The 16,997-nt window shown below is 64.4% G+C and carries 16 protein-coding genes, 1 tRNA gene and 2 pseudogenes; 18 read left to right on the forward strand and 1 reads right to left on the reverse strand.

Annotated features, from left to right (window positions below):
- Nucleotides 1–48: 48 nt before the first annotated feature.
- The 6 genes and pseudogenes from M529_RS44425 to M529_RS44450 all read left to right on the forward strand — a co-directional run bounded on the left by M529_RS44425 (nucleotide 49) and on the right by M529_RS44450 (nucleotide 6,284).
- Entirely contained in the window at nucleotides 49–1,116 is a 1,068-nt protein-coding gene (locus M529_RS44425; RefSeq protein ID WP_031295548.1) for a PA0069 family radical SAM protein, read from the forward strand.
- A 40-nt stretch (nucleotides 1,117–1,156) separates the two neighbouring features.
- Nucleotides 1,157–1,496: pseudogene (locus M529_RS44430) on the forward strand (hypothetical protein).
- A gap of 34 nt (nucleotides 1,497–1,530) precedes the next feature.
- Nucleotides 1,531–2,196: a response regulator transcription factor gene (locus M529_RS44435; RefSeq protein ID WP_021319689.1), complete on the forward strand. Its 666-nt coding sequence runs from the start codon at nucleotides 1,531–1,533 to the stop codon at nucleotides 2,194–2,196.
- Between the two features lie 151 nt (nucleotides 2,197–2,347).
- The gene (locus tag M529_RS44440) at nucleotides 2,348–3,652 is read left to right on the forward strand and encodes a sensor histidine kinase (RefSeq protein ID WP_021319690.1); all 1,305 of its coding nucleotides are present in this window, start codon (nucleotides 2,348–2,350) and stop codon (nucleotides 3,650–3,652) included.
- Complete coding sequence (locus M529_RS44445) at nucleotides 3,652–4,005, forward strand: YbaN family protein (RefSeq protein WP_021319691.1); 354 nt, start codon at nucleotides 3,652–3,654, stop codon at nucleotides 4,003–4,005. The genes M529_RS44440 and M529_RS44445 overlap by 1 nt, the downstream gene beginning before the upstream one ends.
- A 131-nt stretch (nucleotides 4,006–4,136) precedes the next feature.
- The gene (locus tag M529_RS44450; protein ID WP_236617737.1) at nucleotides 4,137–6,284 is read left to right on the forward strand and encodes a dipeptidyl-peptidase 5; all 2,148 of its coding nucleotides are present in this window, start codon (nucleotides 4,137–4,139) and stop codon (nucleotides 6,282–6,284) included.
- Between the two features lie 28 nt (nucleotides 6,285–6,312).
- On the opposite strand, the gene M529_RS44455 is transcribed toward M529_RS44450, so the two are convergent.
- Complete coding sequence (locus M529_RS44455; protein ID WP_021319693.1) at nucleotides 6,313–7,587, reverse strand: metal-dependent hydrolase family protein; 1,275 nt, start codon at nucleotides 7,585–7,587, stop codon at nucleotides 6,313–6,315.
- A gap of 155 nt (nucleotides 7,588–7,742) precedes the next feature.
- Between M529_RS44455 and M529_RS44460 the strand changes: the two genes are divergently transcribed.
- The 12 genes and pseudogenes from M529_RS44460 (at nucleotide 7,743) to M529_RS44515 (ending at nucleotide 16,645) form a co-directional block, all read left to right on the forward strand.
- Nucleotides 7,743–8,135, forward strand: a complete 393-nt coding sequence (locus M529_RS44460) for a winged helix-turn-helix domain-containing protein (protein WP_021319694.1) — start codon at nucleotides 7,743–7,745, stop codon at nucleotides 8,133–8,135.
- 64 nt (nucleotides 8,136–8,199) lie between these two features.
- A complete protein-coding gene (modA, locus tag M529_RS44465) occupies nucleotides 8,200–8,997 on the forward strand; it encodes a molybdate ABC transporter substrate-binding protein (RefSeq protein ID WP_021319695.1) in 798 nt (265 codons plus the stop codon).
- Nucleotides 8,981–9,676, forward strand: a complete 696-nt coding sequence (gene modB, locus M529_RS44470) for a molybdate ABC transporter permease subunit (RefSeq protein ID WP_021319696.1) — start codon at nucleotides 8,981–8,983, stop codon at nucleotides 9,674–9,676. The genes modA and modB overlap by 17 nt, the downstream gene beginning before the upstream one ends.
- On the forward strand, nucleotides 9,666–10,298 hold the full coding sequence (locus tag M529_RS44475; RefSeq protein WP_021319697.1) for a molybdenum ABC transporter ATP-binding protein: 633 nt from the start codon (nucleotides 9,666–9,668) through the stop codon (nucleotides 10,296–10,298). The genes modB and M529_RS44475 overlap by 11 nt, the downstream gene beginning before the upstream one ends.
- 111 nt (nucleotides 10,299–10,409) lie before the next feature.
- Nucleotides 10,410–10,894: pseudogene (locus tag M529_RS48685) on the forward strand (copper resistance protein B); the annotation flags it as partial.
- Nucleotides 10,895–10,984: 90 nt separating this feature from the next.
- The gene (dapB, locus tag M529_RS44485) at nucleotides 10,985–11,749 is read left to right on the forward strand and encodes a 4-hydroxy-tetrahydrodipicolinate reductase (RefSeq protein ID WP_021319700.1); all 765 of its coding nucleotides are present in this window, start codon (nucleotides 10,985–10,987) and stop codon (nucleotides 11,747–11,749) included.
- A 4-nt stretch (nucleotides 11,750–11,753) separates the two neighbouring features.
- Nucleotides 11,754–12,410: an endonuclease III gene (nth, locus tag M529_RS44490; RefSeq protein WP_021319701.1), complete on the forward strand. Its 657-nt coding sequence runs from the start codon at nucleotides 11,754–11,756 to the stop codon at nucleotides 12,408–12,410.
- A gap of 83 nt (nucleotides 12,411–12,493) precedes the next feature.
- Nucleotides 12,494–12,889: a hypothetical protein gene (locus M529_RS44495; protein WP_021319702.1), complete on the forward strand. Its 396-nt coding sequence runs from the start codon at nucleotides 12,494–12,496 to the stop codon at nucleotides 12,887–12,889.
- Nucleotides 12,890–13,171: 282 nt separating this feature from the next.
- A tRNA-Arg gene (locus M529_RS44500) sits at nucleotides 13,172–13,248 on the forward strand.
- A 443-nt stretch (nucleotides 13,249–13,691) separates the two neighbouring features.
- The gene (locus tag M529_RS44505; RefSeq protein ID WP_021319703.1) at nucleotides 13,692–14,585 is read left to right on the forward strand and encodes an IS110 family RNA-guided transposase; all 894 of its coding nucleotides are present in this window, start codon (nucleotides 13,692–13,694) and stop codon (nucleotides 14,583–14,585) included.
- Nucleotides 14,586–14,666: 81 nt separating this feature from the next.
- Nucleotides 14,667–15,338, forward strand: a complete 672-nt coding sequence (locus M529_RS44510; protein ID WP_021319704.1) for a zinc-binding dehydrogenase — start codon at nucleotides 14,667–14,669, stop codon at nucleotides 15,336–15,338.
- 293 nt (nucleotides 15,339–15,631) lie between these two features.
- Entirely contained in the window at nucleotides 15,632–16,645 is a 1,014-nt protein-coding gene (locus tag M529_RS44515; protein ID WP_031295553.1) for an IS110 family RNA-guided transposase, read from the forward strand.
- The last annotated feature ends 352 nt before the right edge of the window (nucleotides 16,646–16,997 follow it).

Genomic DNA, 16,997 nt, shown 5'->3' on the forward strand with positions numbered 1-16,997 from the left:
TTCCTTCGTCCGCTTGCGATTATGTTCCTGATATGTTCTAATTGCAACATGGTTCACGAGAAGGGTAGAGGCGCGACGTTGAACGGCGAGAGCCGCCGCTTCAACCTGCCGGAACGGCAGGCGGACGGCGACTGGCTCGATGCCCTTACCGACATTGACGGTGAGCCTGCGCGCCTGCGGACGGAAGTGACGGTCGAGCGGCCGCGCACGATCATCAGCCGCAACTCGTCGCCTGACATCGCCTTCTCGCAGTCGATCAACGCTTATCGGGGCTGCGAGCATGGCTGCATCTACTGCTTCGCACGGCCCACCCACGCCTATCACGATCTCTCACCCGGCCTGGATTTCGAAACGAAGCTTTTCGTCAAGCCCGAAGCCGCCACGCTGCTCCGCACCGAGCTGGGGAAAAAGAACTACACCGTCTCTCCCATCGCCATGGGGACCAACACCGACCCTTATCAGCCGATCGAGAAGGATTGGAGGATCACCCGGCAAGTCCTTGAAGTCTTCGCCGAAACCCGTCACCCGACCTATATCACCACCAAGTCGGATCGGATTCTGCAGGATATCGACCTGCTGGCCGACCTTGCCCGCGACCGGCTGGTGGCGGTGATGATCTCCGTAACCTCGCTCGATCCGAAAATCGCCCGCACGCTGGAACCGCGCGCGCCCCATCCTCTGCGCCGCATAGAGGCGATCCGCAGGCTCGCCGCCGCCGGCATCCCGGTGTCGGCGAATATGGCGCCGATCGTGCCGGCCATTACCGATCATGAGATAGAGAGCGTCGTCGCCCGGGTGGCGGAAGCGGGAGCACGCGATATCAGCTATATCCTCGTCCGCCTGCCCCATGAGGTCGCGCCGTTGTTCCGCGCCTGGCTGGAAGAGCATTATCCGGATCGCGCGGCCAAGGTTATGGGCATCATCCGCGACATACGCGGCGGACGCGACAACGACCCCGATTTCGGCACGCGGATGCGTGGCCAGGGGGTCTGGCCCGCGCTTATCCGCACCCGTTTCCTGCGCGCGCGCCGGCAGGCCGGCTTGGGCGGTGACCGGCTGACGCTACGCAGGGATCTCTTCCGTCCGCCGGAGAGCACGCAATTGCGGCTCTTTTGAAGGCAGGCCCCGGCTCGCTCCGCCATTCACCGCTTGTTCAATGCCGTTCGCCTATGCCATGCTTCATGACAATGACCAGCAGGAGCCTGATTTTCGGCCTAGGCGCCGCTTTGGCTGCAGCCGCGATGATCCCCGTCGCCGATGCCGGAGGCCGCCGTGACGAGCAAGATGCTGCGCGCCGCGCGATGCTGGAGGGGCAGGTGATGCCCTTCGCCATGATCAAGCGGCGCGTGGATGCGCAGATGGCCGGCGCCACCTATGTCGGCAGCGAGTTCAATCCTTCGACCAACCGCTATCGCCTGAAATATGTGAAAGATGGCAAGGTGATGTGGGTTGATGCGGACGGCCGGACAGGCGATATCATTGGTTGGGCGCGCTGAGGCGCGCGGGCAAAGAGAATAGAAAAGAGGCCTTATGCGTCTACTCATCGTCGAGGATGAACCCAGCCTCGGTCAGCAGCTCCGGAACACATTGGAGGGCGCGGGCTACGCCGTCGACCTCGCGACGGATGGCGAGGATGGGCATTTCCTGGGCTCGACCGAAAGCTATGACGCAGTGGTGCTGGACCTCGGCCTGCCGACGATCGACGGCCTGACCGTGCTGGACCGCTGGCGCAAGGAAGGCCGGAGCTTTCCCGTGCTCGTGCTGACAGCACGCGACAGCTGGTCCGACAAGGTGGCGGGGCTCGATGCGGGCGCCGACGACTATCTCGCAAAGCCCTTCCAGAGCGAGGAGCTGATCGCCCGCCTGCGCGCGCTGATTCGCCGTGCCTCCGGCAACGCTTCCAGCGAGCTGACCGCCGGCGACGTACGGCTCGATACCCGCAGCGGAAAGGTGACCCTGAAGGGCGAGCCGGTGAAGCTTACCGCGCAGGAATACAAACTCCTCTCCTACCTCCTCCACCACAAGGGGAAGGTGGTGAGCCGCACCGAACTGATCGAGCATATCTATGATCAGGATTTCGATCGCGATTCTAACACCATCGAAGTTTTCGTGACGCGCATCCGCAAGAAGCTGGGCGCCGACGTCATCACCACCATACGGGGTCTGGGCTACAGCCTGGACGAACCGGGACGCTGATCCGGGCTTTCTCCGTTCGCCCTGAGCCTGTCGGAGGACATGCAGGGGCTTCGGCTGGTTCTGCCATCACGACCCTGGGGCACTCTGGACAGGCATGACCGATCCCCAATCCCCTCCCCCCGTCCGTTCCACGGGTTCCATCAGCCGGCGGATGATCGGCATCGCCGCGCTGTGGATCAGCGTGCTGCTGCTGGGCGGCGGCGTGGCGCTGGACCGTGTGCTGGCCGACGCGGTCACGCGCAATTTCGACGACGGCATGAACTATGTGCTGACCGCGATGATCGCCGCCGCGGAGATCGGGCCTGACGGGGAAGTGCTGTTCAACCGCGCGCTGGCCGACCAGCGGTTCCTGGAACCCAATAGCGGACTCTATTACCAGGTCAGCGCCCGCGGTCATGAGGACTGGCGCTCCCGCTCGCTCTGGGATCGCGCGCTCAAGGTTCCGCAGGAGCATGCCGACCGCAACTTCCACGTCTATGACAGCAAGCAGTTTCCCGGGGAGGATCTGCGCATTATGGAACGCACCGTGATCCTGCCGGGATCGGACACGCGCTGGATGTTCATGGTCGCGCAAGCGCGCGAAGGGCTGGATGCGCAGATCAAGACGTTGCGAACGACCCTGTTCCACAGCTTCGCCATGCTCGCGCTCGGGCTGATCGTGCTGGCGACGCTGCAGACCATCTACGGCCTGCGTCCGTTGCGCAAAGTGCGGCAGGAAATCGTGCGGATGCGCACCGGCGAAAAGAGCCGCGTCACCGAGCCGATGCCGGCAGAGGTGCTGCCGATGGTCGAGGAACTGAACGCGCTGCTTGCCCATAATGAGCGTCAGGCTGAGGAGGCCCGCACCCATGCGGGCAACCTCGCCCATGCGCTCAAGACGCCGCTCACCGTCATCATGAACGCCGCCACCGCGCAGGCGGCGGACCTAGGCGAAACCGTGATCCGTGAAGCGACGACGATGCGGCGGCAGGTCGACCATCATCTTGCCCGGGCCCGCGCGGTCGGCAGACGCGGCGCGGCCCAGAGCCGTGCGGAGGTATGGGCGAGCCTCCAGGCAGTCGAGCGCGCCGTCCAGCGCCTCTATCCCGAGGTACGGATCGACATGGACGGCGACAAGATCGCCGCCGTGCGGGTCGAGCGACAGGACCTGGACGAAATGCTGGGGAATCTGATCGAAAACGCCGCCAAATATGGCGGCGGCAGCGTCTTCACCACCGTCGGCCGAGCGGGCACCATGGTGGAGATCGTGGTGGAGGACGATGGCGCCGGCATTCCCGAAACCGAGCGGGTACGCATTTTTGATCGGGGCGTGCGGCTCGATTCGGGTAAGCCCGGCACGGGCCTTGGCCTTGCCATTGTTCGCGATGTGGCGGAGATCTACGGCGGCTCAGTAGCGCTGGAAGAGAGCGAGGATCTGGGCGGGCTGCTGGCACGCCTTCGGCTACCGGCCGCCTGATGCGCCGGCCGTTTTACTTGGTCACGGGGCTGCTGTCGGTCGCATTGGGAACCATCGGCGCTTTCCTTCCTCTGCTGCCGACCGTGCCCTTCATGATCCTTGCGGCTTTCTGTTTCGCACGGTCCAGCCCTGCGCTTGAGCGCCGGTTGCTGGACCATCGCCATTTCGGCCCGCATATCCGGCGCTGGCGCGAGAAGGGCGCGATCAGCCGCCGAGGCAAGAAGGCGGCCCTCGCAGCCTTCGCCTTCAGCATCGTGCTGGCACTGCTTTTTTCCCCTTTCCCATGGTTTCTTGTCCCAGTCGCGGCAGCGCTGATCGGCGGGACATGGATATGGACACGGCCGGAAGCGTGAACGGGGCAAGGATCGGCTGACAGGCTTCGGCCTGACGAATTTTTTGCACGCGCGGGCTGACAAGCCCCGCCCCTCCCACTAGCGTCGCGGCAGTTGAAAATCGGGCAAAAAAATCGGGGTCTGCCATGAAAATGATCGCGCGCTTCTTGTTGTCTGTGGCGATGGTGGGAGGGATCAGCAGCATGCCCGCTTTCGCCCAACCGAAGCAGGTTCTGACGCATGAAACGCTGTGGATGATGAAGCGGGTGGGTGCACCGGTCGTCAGCCCGGACGGCAGATGGGTGATCTATTCGCTCAACGAACCGTCCTATGAAAAGGACGGCGCGATCATCGATCTGTGGATCGTACCTACGGACGGATCAGCCGTGCCGCGCCGCCTGACCCAGACCAAGGCGGCCGAGAGCGACCCGGCCTGGGCGCCCGACAGCCGTCGGATCGCCTTTTCCACCAAGCGCGAAGGCGATGATCTCGCGCAGATCTATGTGCTCGACCTTGCGGGGGGAGACGCCAAACGTGTCACCAGCGCGCCCACGGGGGCAGCTCGTCCGCTCTGGCGCCCCGATGGACAGGCCATCCTGTTCGAAAGCCTCGTCTATCCCGGCGCCATGGACGCCGCTGCCAACAAGCAGGCCGCCGAAGAGCGCAAGGCCCGCAAGTTCAACATGCGCGTCTACGAACATTTCCCGATCCGCTACTGGAACGAATGGATCGACGACCGCCGCCCGAGCCTTTGGATCCAGCCGCTGGCAGAGGGCGCGACGGCGCGCGACATCCTCTCTCCCACCAAGCTGGCACAGGCCGAAGGATTCGGCGGCAGCGCCCAGGGTGACGGCGGCACGACACTTGCACCGGCCTGGAGCCCGGACGGCAAGGAAGTGATCTTCACCGCCACCACGGAACGATGGAATGCCGCCTTTGCCCGTGTGAATTTCGGCCTATACCGCATGTCTGCCGAGGGCGGCGAGCCGACGCTGGTGACCCCGACGCCTGGCGAATATGGCGACCCCAAATTCACGCCCGACGGCAAGAGCCTGCTCTTCAAGTTCAACACCCAGGGGGAGGAGGTCTATGACTTGGCGCGACTACACCGCGTCTCGTGGCCAGCGGGCGGTGCCGCGACGCCGCTGACCGGCGCGTTCGACCGCGAAGTGGACAGCTTCGCCATAACGCCTGACAGCCGCACCCTCTATCTGACGGTGCCCGACGCGAGCCTGGAAAATCTCTATCGCCTGCCCGTGTCCGGCGGAACGCCGGAGCTGGTGATTGCGCCCAAGATAGGCGGCTACAGCGCCATCGACATTCCCTCCGACACCAAGTCGACGCAGTTGTTCGCCAGCTATGGCAGCTCGGTAAACCCCGCGGAAATCGTTCGGATCGACCCCGGCACAAAACGACACAGCAACATCACCAACGTCAATACCGCGCTGGCGGCCAGCATCGACTGGTCCAGCCCTCAGCATTTCTGGTTCACCAGCGACAAGGGGCGGCGCATCCACAACATGATCGTAACGCCGCCCGCTTTCGATCCGGCGAGGAAATATCCTCTGATGGTGCTGATGCACGGCGGGCCGGCCTCGTCCAACACCGACCAGATCGGCCTGCGCTGGAACTATCATCTGCTCGCCAGCGCCGGCTATGTCGTGCTGCTGACCGACTATACGGGCTCGACCGGCTATGGCGAGGCCTTCTCCCGCGCGATCAAGCTCGATCCGCTGCGCGGCCCGGCCGAGGAAATCAACCAGGCGGTGGACGAAGCCGGCAAGCGCTTCGCCTTTATCGACACAGCCAATGCCTGCGCCGGCGGGGCTAGCTATGGCGGCCACCTCGCCAACTGGATGGAAGCGACGACAACGCGCTACAAGTGCATCGTCAGTCACGCCGGCGAGGTCGATCTGCTGACCCAATGGGCCACCAGCGATTTCAACTATGGTCGGGAAATCGCCAGCGGCGGCCCGCCCTGGGGCGACAGCAAGGTGTGGCGCGATCAGAGCCCCATCACCTATGGCAAAGATTGGAAGACGCCGATGCTGCTGACCGCCGGCGAGCGCGATTTCCGCGTGCCGATGTCGAACACGCTGGAAACCTGGTCGACTCTGCAGCGGATGCAGGTGCCCAGCCGCCTGCTGATCTTCCCCGATGCCTGGCACTGGATCACCAAGCCCGAGGATAGCCGGCAGTTCTATCGCGAGGTCCAAGGGTGGCTCGCTCATTATCTGGAGGGCGCACCGGCGGTGAAAGGCGGGCCGATCCCTGCGCCAGACGGATCAAAGGCGCCCTGATCCTGGCGCAAGATGGTGCGAAAGGGTTTCAGGGCTGAACGAAGACCAGATCCCCACCCTTCATGACCATCCGGACGCGGCGCAAGGCTCTGATGTCGCTGGTGGGATCGCCTTCCACGGCGATGATGTCGGCGAGCATGCCGGGCTTCACCGCGCCCAGCCGATCGGACAGGCGGAACCATCGGGCGTTGCCTGATGTCGCCGCGACGATCACCTGGGCGGGGCTCATGCCACCAGCGACCATCAGTTCCATCTCGCGGGCATTGTCACCATGCGCGAACACGCCTACGTCGCCTCCCATGCAGATGGGCACGCCGGCCGCCAGCGCCATGCTAAAGCTGCGACGATTGATCTGGACCGACGGCGGAACAGGCTCCCGTCCGTCCCAGCCTCGATAGCGGGACGTCGCATCAGACGCGGCGAGGGTCGGGCACAGCGCGATCCCCTTTGCCGCCATGGCGGCGAAAATCTCAGGAGTTCCGCCATATCCATGCTCGATCGTGTCCACGCCGGCCTCGATGGCGCGCCGCATCCCTTCCGCGGTCGAAGCATGGACCGCGACAGGTCGGCCCGCATCATGCGCCGCCGCGACCGCAGCCTTGATCTCTTCGAGGCTCAACGTCGCACGGCTTTCCTCGCCGGGACGCCAGCGATAATCGGCATAGAGCTTTATCCAGTCCGCCCCGGCGGCGATCTGGCGTCGCACCGCCGCCACGATGGAATCGACACCGGAAACTTCCTCGGCACCCTGGGGAACGGATATGCCGGGTTCGAACCCCTTGGGCCCATAGGCGCCGAGCGCCACGATGGCGCGAGTGGCAACGCTGATGCGAGGCCCCGGCACGATGCCTTGCTCGATCGCCGAGCGAAGTCCGACATCGGCGTAGCCGGCGCCCTCCGTGCCCAGATCGCGCTCGCTGGTGAAGCCCGCGAGCAATGTGGCGCGCGCATGCGACACCGCCCGTGCAGTGCGGAGCGCCAACGGTTCGTGGAGAATCTGATCGTCCCAACTGGTCTCGTTATAGGGGTGGAGGAACAGATGGCTGTGTCCTTCGATCATGCCGGGCATCAGCGTATCGCCGGACAGTTCGATTTGCCTGGCTTCGGGAGGCACCGGCAGGTCGGGGCCCACGGCGACGATACTGTCACCGCGCACCAGCACTTGCCAGCCAGGATGGCGCTTGCCATCGACGCCATCAAACACCGCGACCGGCTTGAGCAGAATTGCCGGCGCTTCCGCCGCAAACGCTACGCTCCCCTGCCCTGCCAGCATGAGCGCCAGTATCACAAGCCAGCCGCGCATCGTTTTTCCCCCGCTCCGTTCCAGAAAACCCTGCATAAGCAGCTTTCGCGCAGGAGACCATTGCCATGCCCGGCCGCCAGAGCTGTCGTGCTGGACTGGCTCGGTACGAGACCAAAGCATTGCCCGCCCAGTCTCCTCTGGGCTAATGTGCCAAGGTGGCAGACCTCCCGCCCCTCAAGGTCAAGATCCAGATCCGTTGCGGCGGGGAAATCGCGCTGGGTCCGGGCAAGGCCGACCTACTCGATGCCATCCTCCGCGAAGGCTCGATCTCCGCGGCAGGGCGCTTGCTCGGCATGAGCTACCGCCGGACCTGGATGCTGGTGGACACCATGAACCGCTGTTGGGACCGACCACTGGTGGAGACGGTTGCCGGGGGCAGCAAGGGTGGCGGCGCAAGGCTGACCGACTTCGGCATCGCCATGCTCGGCCATTATCGTGCGCTTCAGCGCATGGCCGCTTCCCTCGCCGCGAGCGAGGAATGGGAGGCAATGCGAACGGGATTGCGGGAACAGCCGCGCACCACGCAGAAAGATGACGCGGCAGGCTGACCGGCACTGGTCCTCCTGTGCAAATCGTCATATCCATCGAAATACAACGCTTCAGGATAGACCAATGCACGCCTTCCTCCGACGGGTCATCGCTCCCGTTCTGCTCTGGCTCGCAGTCGCTCCGCCTGCTATGGCGCAGCAGCAGCAAGGGCCGCTGGTCCTTGCCGCCGCCAGCCTGCAGGAATCGCTCAGCCAGGCGGCGTCGATTTGGGTGGCCCAGGGCCATCCCCGGCCGGTCCTTTCCTTCGCCGCCTCTTCCGCTCTCGCCCGCCAGATCGAGGCAGGGGCACCCGCCGACCTCTTCGTCTCGGCCGATGAGCCGTGGATGGACGCGGTGGCGAGCAAGGGGCTAATCGTCGCGGGAAGCAGGACAACCTTCCTCGCCAATCGGCTCGTGCTCGTCGCCCCGGCGGACAGCCGGGCAAGCCTCCGGATCCTGCCGCGCTTTCCGCTCGCACGAGCGCTTGGGCGCGGGCGGCTCGCCATGGCCGATCCGGATGCCGTTCCCGCAGGCCGATATGGCAAGGCCGCGCTGGAGAAGCTGGGAGTCTGGTCGACCGTCGCCGGAAAAATCGCGCGCGCCGAGAATGTCCGCGCCGCGCTCGCGCTGGTGGAGCGGCAGGAAGCGCCGTTCGGGATCGTCTATGCGACCGATGCCAAGGCTTCGGCAAAGGTGCGCGTCGCCGGCATCTTCCCCGAGGACAGCCATCCCGCGATCATCTACCCCATTGCCCGCCTGCGGACCTCCAAGCATCGGGATGCGGAAGCCTTCCGCCACTTCCTTCTGTCGCCGCAGGGCATGGCGATCTTCGCCCGTCACGGCTTCACCCCGTACCAGGCGCGCCATGCTCAGCGCCGATGAATGGGACATCCTGCTCCTGTCGCTGAAGGTCAGCGCCGCGGCGGTGCTGGGCGCGCTGCCGCTTGCGTTTGGCCTCGCATGGCTGCTCGCGCGCGGTCGCTTTCCCGGAAAGATCCTGCTCGACGGCCTAGTTCACCTGCCGCTGGTCCTGCCGCCTGTCGTGACCGGCTGGCTGCTGCTGCTGGCGTTTGGCAACAACGGACCGGCCGGGCGCTGGTTTGCCGAATGGCTAGGAATCAGCTTCATGTTCCGCTGGACCGGCGCTGCGCTGGCGGCGGCGGTGATGGCTCTGCCGCTGATGGTCCGCGCCATGCGCCTGTCGATCGAGGCGGTCGACCGGCGGCTGGAGGGCGCTGCGCGAACGCTCGGCGCGTCGGCATGGCGCGCCTTCCTGACAATCACCGTGCCGCTCAGTCTTCCCGGTATCCTCGCCGGATTGGTGCTGGGCTTCGCCCGCTCGATCGGGGAGTTTGGCGCCACGATTACCTTCGTTTCCAACATCCCCGGCGAAACGCGGACGCTGCCGATCGCCATCTATTCCGCGCTCCAGGTTCCGGGCAGCGAAGCAGTGGTGCAGCGGCTCGCCCTCATCTCCGTACTGCTGTCGCTGGGTGCGTTGCTCGCCTCGGAGATGCTGGCGCGGCGGTCAAGTGGCGGCAGGGCGAACCATGGCTTTTGACGTCGATGTCCGCCGCCGCATGGGCGACCGGCAGATCGAGGCGCGCTTTCGCGCCGGGCCGGGCCTGACCGCGCTGTTCGGCCCGTCGGGAGCAGGCAAAACCAGCATCCTCGCCATGGTCGCCGGGCTGCTGCGCCCCGACGCCGGGCGGATTTGCGTCGATGGCGACCTGCTGTTCGACGGCGCCGTCGGCATCGACCTTCCCCCCGAACGGCGCAAGCTCGGCTATGTTTTCCAGGACGCGCGGCTCTTCCCCCATCGGCGGGTGCGCGCCAACCTGTTGTACGGCCATCGACTGGTCGATTCCGCCGACCGCTGGATGACACTGGAAGATGCGATTGCCTTCCTTGGCATCGGCCATCTGCTCGACCGCTGGCCCCGCACGCTTTCCGGCGGAGAGGCTCAGCGCGTCGCGATCGGCCGGGCATTGCTGCGCGGCCCGCGTTTCCTGCTGATGGACGAGCCGCTATCCTCACTCGATACCGCGCGGCGCGAGGAGGTGATGACAGTCATCGAACGCATCCGGGACGAACTCCGCCTCCCGATCCTCTATGTCAGCCATGACCGGACCGAAGTCGATCGCCTCGCCACCACCGTGATCCCGCTGGGCTCGAAACCCTGACCGGAACCGACGTCGCTCTCGCCATTGCGCGAGGCGATCACCATCGACGCCGGCGCTTCAAGGCGATCTGGGTGAACGGAACCGTTGTTAAAAAGCGAAGGCACCGTGAGCAGGAGTGCTGACTCCGCCGAGGTACAGATACTCTACAGCCGGGCAGTCGATCCCTATTTCAACCTGCAGGCCGGCGTCCGCCAGGATCTGGAAAAGGGCCCCGGCGCACCTATGCGACCATCGGGGTCGAAGGGCTCGCGCCCCGCCTCTTCGAGATCGAAGGCGCGCTGTTCCTGTCCGACAAGGGCGATGTAAGCGCGCGGTTCGAAGACTATCACGACATGCGCCTCACCCAGCGCCTTGTTCTTCAGTCCCGTGCCGAACTGAGCCTTGCGACACAGGATGTGCCCGAAGCCAGCATCGGCGCGGGACTGACCGACGTCGAGTTCGGCGTCCGCCTGCATTACGAGGTCAGTCGCCGCTTCGCGCCCTATATCGGCCTGTCCCACCAGCGAAGCGTCGGGAAGACGGCCCGCCTATCCCGCGCCGCAGGAGAAGATCCCCGCGCGACGAGTTTCGTCGCCGGCCTCCGCTTCTGGTTCTAGCGCGCCCGTCCTTCCATGCGCCGTCGATGGCGGGAGATGACAAAGCCGTCCCGCTCTGGCATCGGCCGTGACACGCATGAGGGACGACATATGACGAGCATCGGGATTTTCGGCGCGGCGGGACGGATGGGTCGTGCGATCGCACAGGCGGCAGCGGACGACGGCCTGACCGTTTCCGGAGGCACCGATCGCACGGCAAGCGGGGAGTTGCTGCCGGGTGTGGCGATCCGCAACGATCCTGGTGCGCTGGCGCAGGCGAGCGATGTCCTGATCGACTTTTCGGTGCCTGCGGCCCTCTCCGCCCATCTCGACGCTGCCGTCGCGGCCGGCAGGCCCATGCTGATCGGAACCACCGGGCTGGAGCCCGCGCACCACGCGCTGATCGACGCGGCGGCCCTGCGCATTCCCGTCCTCCAGACCGGCAACACCTCGCTGGGGGTCAACTTGCTCGCCGCGCTGGTCGAGCAGGCAGCCGCCCGGCTCGGCGACGACTGGGACATCGAGATCGTCGAAATGCACCATCGTTACAAGGTCGATGCGCCCTCGGGCACGGCTCTGCTGCTGGGCGAGGCGGCAGCGCGCGGACGCGGCATCACGCTTGCCGATCATGGCGAGCGCGGTCGGGACGGCATAACGGGTGCGCGGGCGAAGGGAGCGATCGGCTTCGCATCGCTTCGCGGCGGATCGGTGGCGGGCGACCATCAGGTGATTCTGGCGACCGAAGGAGAACGCATCGAACTCGGCCACCGCGCCGAAAGCCGCCTGATCTTCGCGCGCGGCGCGGTCCGGGGCGCGCAATGGCTACTCGGCCAGTCCGCCGGACGCTACGACATGAAGGCGGTGTTGGACCTCTGACGCGATGAACAAAGCGCAGATCTTCGACTTCTTCAGCCGCCTGGCCGAGGCCAATCCTGCCCCGCGCACGGAACTGGACTATGGCAATGACTATCAGTTACTGGTCGCCGTGGTCCTCTCCGCCCAGGCGACCGATGCCGGAGTGAACAAGGCGACGCGCCGGCTTTTCGAGGAGGTGAAGACCCCCGCCCAGATGGTCGCGCTCGGGGAGGATGGGCTGAAGCAGCATATCAAGACGATCGGCCTCTTCAACGCCAAGGCGAAGAATGTCATCGCCCTGTCGGAAATCCTGGAGCGCGACTTCGGCGGGGAGGTTCCGCAAGACCGCGACGTGCTGACCACCCTGCCCGGCGTCGGCCGCAAGACGGCTAATGTCGTGATGAACACGGCCTTCGGGCAGGAAACCTTCGCGGTCGACACCCATATCTTCCGCGTCGGCAACCGCACCGGCCTCGCACCCGGCAAGACACCGCTTGCGGTCGAGCTGAAGCTGGAAAAGCGTGTGCCCGGTCCCTTCCGCCGCGACGCGCACCACTGGCTGATCCTGCACGGACGCTATGTCTGCAAGGCGCGCAAGCCGGAATGCTGGCGCTGCATCGTCGCGGACCTTTGCCGCTACAAGCCCAAGACGCCACCCCCTGTGACGAAGTCCGCTCCCTGACATTCTCTCTGCGTTCAGCTTGGCCGTGCTATACGGTTGCCAGCCATGCGCACCGTCCTTTCCGCATGGAAGGAGAGACAATCATGTCCGCATATCCGCGTCCCGCCGCCCGCAGCCTCACCTTCGCTCTCGCCATCGCCTGCGCCGTCACCCCCGCCATCGCGAAGGAAGCGGCCGATAACCTGGTCCCTGCTGGCGCAGCCGTCGACTGCATCCCGATCAACACCATCCGCCAGACCAATGTGCGCGATGACCAGACGATCGACTTCATCACGAACGGGAACAAGATCTATCGGAACACCCTCCCCATCAGCTGCCCCAGCCTGGGCTTCGAAAAGCGCTTCCTCTATCGTACCAGCCTGTCGCGCCTGTGCTCTGTAGATGTGATCCGGGTGCTCTACAATGCCGGGACGGGTGTAATGCCCGGCGCCGGCTGCGGCCTGGGCAAGTTCCAGCCGATGCAGAAGGCGCCGAAATAAGATTGCAGGAGGGCGCATTTGGTGCTGGCGCCCTCACCCGGCCTTTGCTAAGCGGCCATTCGCTTCGGCGAACACGCACCCGTAGCTCAGCTGGATGGAGCGTCGCCCTCCGAAGGTTTACGTCCGACGCGAGAGCAGCGATTTTATACCGGATTTGCGCGGGTTTAGGAAGGCAGAAGAAAGGAAGGACGAAAAATCACCAAAATCTCACCGTGATCGGACAGCCGATTTTGATCATGGATTGACGTTTTTCGGCGCAAATCATACGGCTTCACGCCCTACGCACCCATAGCTCAGCTGGATAGAGCGCTGCCCTCCGAAGGCAGAGGCCAGAGGTTCGAATCCTCTTGGGTGCGCCAAAACTCACCAATAAAATCAGTAGGTTGAGAGGAAAACCGCCTCTCCCGCCAGGTCCCCCGCCAAACCGAAAACTCACCAGCTTTGGCCGTGACGACTGCAAAAACCCCGGATTTCAGCCAGAATTGCCTCGGGTCAAACTCACCAACAGCGAAAACTCGTCTGAGAAGCGTTCTTGCCAGCGATCGGAACGCGACTGAGGGTGACAGAGAGCGATGCGCTTCCCTTCGGGACCGGCGCTCTAACTCCGCTGATGAGGTGGACGCCCCCTCTTTCGGCATCGGCATGCCATAGTGTCGGCCGTCGAAGGTCCGTCACTAACAGAGGAGCCGTCCACTATGGATGTACCACGATCGGGTTTGATATCGCCAAGGGTGTTTTTCAGGTTCACGGAGTCAATGGCGCTGGGGAAGTCACGCTTCGGCGTTGAATATCCCATGCCCAGGTGCTGACGCTGTTCAAGCATTTGCCGCCGTGCCTGGTCGGCATGGAAGCCTGCGGCACCGCGCCTCATTGGGCGCGGGCGATCTCGGCGCTGACGCATGATGTGCGCCTCATCTCGCCGGCCTACGTCAAGCCTTACGTGAAGCGGTCCAAGACCGACGCCGCCGACGCGGCGGTGATCTGCGAGGCGGTCAGTCGGCCCCAGATGCGGTTCGTGCCGGTCAAGAGCCCCGACGACCAAGCCCTCGCGCTGTCCTACAAGACTCGCAGCCTGATGGTGGCGCAACGCACGGCGGCCGTTAACACGATGCGAGCCCACCTCAGCGAGTTCGGCATCATCTCGCGTCAGGGACTGATCGGCTCGGCCGAACTCGTCTCGCTGACCAGGAACGGCGAGGAACGCCTGCCAGACCTGGCGCGCGAGAACCTTGCCGAGGTCGCCGACCTGATCGAAGCGGTGGAAGCCAAGATCGCGCAACTCGACGCGAAGCTGGCGGACATTGTCAAGAAGGATGAGCGATGCCGCCGCCTCATCAAGGTGCCCGGCATCGGGCCAGTAGCCGCCGGCACGCTGATCGCGCTTTCCGGCGACATGAAGCGCTTCCGCAGCGGACGTGATTATGCCGCCCGGCTCGGTCTGACACCACGCCAGAACTCCAGTGGCGAGCGCGTGCGGATCGGCAGGATGAGCAAGGCCGGGAACCGAGATTTGCGCGTGCTGCTCGTTCTCGCCCAGATGTCAGTGATTCGCCGGGCAAGGTCCAATCCGCCACGGATATCCACATGGGTGCTGGACCTGATGAAGCGACGCCCGTCACTTGTGGTCGCAGTGGCCATGGCCGCGAAAACCGCCGGCATCATTTGGGCGATGCTGACGCGTGGCGAGGAATTATAAGCTGCAGACCGCATAACGCGGTGCGCTAAAGAGACCCTGCAGTGCTGAAGCGCCAAGGGTAGTGAGGCAATTGCTCAGGAGATGATGACGAACCGGTTGTGCACCGGGGATCGGCAAAACCCGCAAAGCGTACGGCGCTTCGAGCGCGTTCCGCTGATTGGGAGTTGCTCCGCGGACTTCATCAGGGCCCGCGATCTCGGATCGATCTGGGCCCTGCAGATTGCGAAGATGTTCGGCGCCACCGCCGTCATCACGTCGTCTTCCGATGAAAAGCTCGAACGGGCGGAGCTATTAGGCGCCGACCATGTCTTGAACTATCGCACCGTCTCCGACTGGGGTAAGGCGGTGCGTGACAGGACCGGCGGCTGGGGCGTCGATCTTGTGCTGGAAGTCGGCGGCCCGGCCACGATGGCGCAGTCCGCGGAAGCCGTTCGCATCGGCGGCCACATCGCCATGATTGAGGGGCTTGCGGGCTATGAAGGCGGCCTTCCCGTTCTGGCGATGATGATGAAGCAGGCGCGAGCGCAGGGATTGATCGTGGGTAGCCGGAAGCAGCAACAAGACTTTGTACGTGCAATAGATGCCAATGGTCTCCGGCCTGTCATCGACCGACGGTTCCACTGGAAAAGCTGGCAGACGCTTTCCGGTGCGAGATCACCGGCGGGCATTTCGACAAAATCGGCGTCGAGTGGTAGCGGTCGCCCCACCCTTTCTACCGCGATGAGTCGTGACGCTTACAGCGATGTGCAATGAAGGTTGCTGTCACTTCTTACATCGCTGCTTGGCCGGGGATTGTTTTGTGCCATGCGGCTCACGATGGACTGGCCAGAAAACTGCACGGCCTATGTCGCCCACAGCCGGCGTTGCTCTATCGAGCACTCGGCCCCGCGCTATAGTCGCAGCACTGGTCGTTCATGCGGCGGCATGAAATGCAAACGCCGCTCGCTCAGAGAGTCCATTACTGAACTGATGGGGTGGATGCCCCCTTCATCCGGCATCGTATGATGCCTGACCGGCGCGATGCAGCGCTGGAGATGGAGGAGCACATGACCGACGTTCACATTCTCGCGATCGACCTAGCCAAGCGCAGCTTCCAGATCTGCGCCACCGCGGCGGGAGGGGCGGTTCTATTTAACCGGATGATTTCGCGCGCGAAGCTCGAGACGGTTCCGCGCGAGCAGACACCTTGCATTGTGGCGATGGAGGCGTGCGCGACGAGCCATTTCTGGGGACGGTTTGCGCAAGGCCTTGGCCACGAGGTGCGGCTGATCCCGCCGATCTACGTGAAGCCGTTCGTCAAACGACAGAAGAACGATGCGGCGGATGCGGCTGCGATCGCCGAAGCCGCGCTGCGGCCGAACTTACATTTCGTGGCGGTCAAGAGCGCGGAGCATCAGGCCCGCGCAGTCGCATTCCGGACCCACCAGTCCTTTGTCGGGCAGCGCACCCAACTGATCAACGCCCTGCGGGGACATCTTGGCGAGTTCGGGCTCGTGGTTGCGCAAGGGCCGACAGGTCTCAAGACCGTCGCTGGCATGATCGACGACAACGCGACTGAACTCCCTGACGCTGTGCGCGATATCGTTCGTCTTTACCTCGATCAGATCGCGGTGCTCACGCAGAAGATTGACGATCTGCACTTCAAGCTGCGCGCCGCGATCAAGGTCGACGACGCGATGCGTCGGCTCTGCACAGTGCCGGGAGTCGGCCCGGTGACCGCGGGTGCGATAATGGCATTCGCACCCGATTTGCGCGCCTTCGCCAGCGGCCGAAACTTCGCCGCCTGGCTCGGCTTGGTCCCGCGGCAGCGATCGACCGGCGGCAAGACGCGACTCGGCGGCGTAAGCAAGATGGGCCAGGCCGATATCCGCAAGCTGCTGATTGTTGGCGCGATGAGCAGGATCCGCTGGATCATCCGGCGCGGCGTGTTGCCCGACAGTTGGCTCGGCCGCATACTGGGGCGCAAGCCGCGCATGGTGGCGGCCGTCGCGCTGGCCAACAAAATGGCGCGCATGATCTGGGCGATGATGACGCGCGAACAGAATTACCGGATGGCGTGACGCGCTTGCCCCCCACACAAGGGCGACGCGGGGAGCGCTTAGGGGCTGACAACCCCGACAAGGAGATCGACAGACGATTATGCGGCAAGGACTTCAATGTTCCAGGGCGAGCAAACCAGGCCCGGCGCTCGAGCAATAAAGCTCTCTGAACCGATGTGGACCTCGTTCTTCGAACTGCATACCGGCCCGTGGCGAATATCAGGCCACAATATGAGGCCTGACACACGAGCGATAGAAGCGCCAAGCTGTCCCAACCGTCTGAAAATCACCTTGCAAAACTGGGGGCATCCACACACGCCCTCCCGCAGCGGTGGCGCAGATCTGGAAGCTGCGCTTGGCTAGGTCGATCGCG

The sequence above is a fragment of the Sphingobium ummariense RL-3 genome (assembly GCF_000447205.1).
GTDB lineage: Bacteria > Pseudomonadota > Alphaproteobacteria > Sphingomonadales > Sphingomonadaceae > Sphingobium > Sphingobium ummariense.

Coding starts and splice junctions, on each gene's coding strand:
- M529_RS44425 (WP_031295548.1), top strand. CDS start 49: ATGGTTCACGAGAAGGGTAGAGGCGCGACGTTGAACGGCGAGAGCCGC.
- M529_RS44435 (WP_021319689.1), top strand. CDS start 1,531: ATGCGTCTACTCATCGTCGAGGATGAACCCAGCCTCGGTCAGCAGCTC.
- M529_RS44440 (WP_021319690.1), top strand. CDS start 2,348: ATGATCGGCATCGCCGCGCTGTGGATCAGCGTGCTGCTGCTGGGCGGC.
- M529_RS44445 (WP_021319691.1), top strand. CDS start 3,652: ATGCGCCGGCCGTTTTACTTGGTCACGGGGCTGCTGTCGGTCGCATTG.
- M529_RS44450 (WP_236617737.1), top strand. CDS start 4,137: ATGATCGCGCGCTTCTTGTTGTCTGTGGCGATGGTGGGAGGGATCAGC.
- M529_RS44455 (WP_021319693.1), bottom strand. CDS start 7,587: ATGCGCGGCTGGCTTGTGATACTGGCGCTCATGCTGGCAGGGCAGGGG.
- modA (WP_021319695.1), top strand. CDS start 8,200: ATGCACGCCTTCCTCCGACGGGTCATCGCTCCCGTTCTGCTCTGGCTC.
- modB (WP_021319696.1), top strand. CDS start 8,981: ATGCTCAGCGCCGATGAATGGGACATCCTGCTCCTGTCGCTGAAGGTC.
- M529_RS44475 (WP_021319697.1), top strand. CDS start 9,666: ATGGCTTTTGACGTCGATGTCCGCCGCCGCATGGGCGACCGGCAGATC.
- dapB (WP_021319700.1), top strand. CDS start 10,985: ATGACGAGCATCGGGATTTTCGGCGCGGCGGGACGGATGGGTCGTGCG.
- nth (WP_021319701.1), top strand. CDS start 11,754: ATGAACAAAGCGCAGATCTTCGACTTCTTCAGCCGCCTGGCCGAGGCC.
- M529_RS44495 (WP_021319702.1), top strand. CDS start 12,494: ATGTCCGCATATCCGCGTCCCGCCGCCCGCAGCCTCACCTTCGCTCTC.
- M529_RS44510 (WP_021319704.1), top strand. CDS start 14,667: ATGATGACGAACCGGTTGTGCACCGGGGATCGGCAAAACCCGCAAAGC.
- M529_RS44515 (WP_031295553.1), top strand. CDS start 15,632: ATGACCGACGTTCACATTCTCGCGATCGACCTAGCCAAGCGCAGCTTC.